The organism is Flavobacterium sp. (assembly GCF_040382755.1).
Taxonomy (GTDB): domain Bacteria; phylum Bacteroidota; class Bacteroidia; order Flavobacteriales; family Flavobacteriaceae; genus Flavobacterium.
In genome coordinates this window covers 1-1,613 of the sequence record NZ_JBEIET010000250.1, presented here as the reverse complement: position 1 = coordinate 1,613, position 1,613 = coordinate 1, and the positions used below count along the sequence as shown (strand labels likewise).

2 protein-coding genes are annotated in these 1,613 nt (G+C 26.7%); both read right to left on the bottom strand.

Features of this window, described 5'->3' with window-relative positions:
* Positions 1–545: DNA repair protein RecO (recO, locus tag ABWO04_RS11805; protein ID WP_353079883.1), on the bottom strand; the 545-nt coding region annotated here is incomplete at its 3' end.
* Positions 545–1,576 carry a radical SAM protein gene (locus ABWO04_RS11800; protein WP_353079882.1) on the bottom strand — a complete coding sequence of 344 codons (1,032 nt, stop codon included), beginning with the start codon at positions 1,574–1,576 and terminating at the stop codon, positions 545–547. The genes recO and ABWO04_RS11800, both read right to left, overlap by 1 nt.
* Positions 1,577–1,613: the final 37 nt, after the last annotated feature.

The window sequence follows — 1,613 nt, the reverse complement described above, 5'->3', positions numbered from 1 at the left end:
GTTTCGTGTTCATTTAAACAGCTTGTGCCTTGAAAGGGAGAAAAAACACCGTCAATCATTTCAAAATAGGCGAAATCTGTTTCTTGTATTTGCGGATAAAATCCTAAAAATTTGGTGAGTTCTAATAGAAAAATAAGGTGGAAATTTGAGATGGAATCATTTGCATCTAACCATAACAAAGACGTTTCTAAAAATGAAAATAAATTCTCGTTTTTTTCTTCTTCAAAAATACTGTTATGTACTACTTCCGAAAGAAAAAAAACCATAGCGCTTTTTACAATATCCGTATTTATATTTTGATAATTGTAGGCGAGTTTTACTTCTTTAAAGTGCTCTAAAGTGCCTTTATTTTTATGGTTGGCTTCTATTTCTAAAAGGTTGAATGGTTGAAAATACGCTATTTTTTGGTTGGACTTTTTGGAAGAAAAAGCACTTGGGATAAAATAAGATTTCAACCCGTCTGATTGGGTAAAGCATTTTACAATTAAACTTTTTTCTTGGTACTTAATAGCACTTAAAACAATGGCTTTGGTTTTTGTTTGCATTAGTTAAAATCTACATTATAGTTGAGTAAATTTCTGTTTATTTTGGAAATGTTTTTTTTACCAATAAATATGTTTTTAAAAATTTTACTGTTCCAATTGTGCTCTTTTTTCCATTGTTTAAATGTGCTTTTGCGCCAATTAAAATCTGGTTTCCAAAAAAATTCTGGAGAAATATAACAATTTACAAACGGCATTAAATAGGAGTTGTTATTATTGCTTTCAACAGGGTTTTCGTTGTTTACCACTCTTTTTATACTAGATTGAGCAATAAAATTTATTTTTCTATCTTTTGCTTCACTTGCAAATTTGTTCACTATGTTTTTATATTCAAACTCAACACTAGTTAAATCAAAATTATTGTATAAAGTATTTCCAATTTTATCTATAGGTCTTAATTGGAGAGTGTCAATAGTGTAATTTCCAAAAAAATCAAAAAATTCATTTAGTTCAAGTATATTATCTTTATTAAAAGTATAATTAATTCGTAATTGTAACTGCTTATTTACTTTTTTTTCTTGATTAATTAATTGTAATATCTCATGAAATTTGGCATAATTACCTTTGTCCATAAAATCTTCATAGGTTTCCTTTTTAACACCATGCATGGACAAAATAAATTCATTTAATCCGTTTGAAGCATAAGAATTTATGGTTTCTTTGGTTAGTAAATTTCCATTAGTTACCATAGATATATATGGAATATTATATTTTTTAGCAAGTTGGATTATTTCTAAATTATATTTAAATAATGTAGGTTCAGCCCCACAACCAATTTGAAGTTTCAAGGTGTTTTGAAAAACTTGTTTTGCAATAATCTCTAATTCTTCTTTTTTAAAAATTCCTTTTAATTTTTTTATGGCTTCTGGGTCTGTAAAATAGCACATTTTACATTTAAAATTACATGCTAAAACAGGATCAAACTGAACGTTTAAATACCTTTTGTTTAAAATATTAAACACCCACAATCCAAAAAACTTGACTCTATGGCTTTTAATGTTTTGTACTGCTCTTAAAATTTTATAAAAATCCATATTATCTAATTATCATTATTTTTTTTACCGTAGTTTC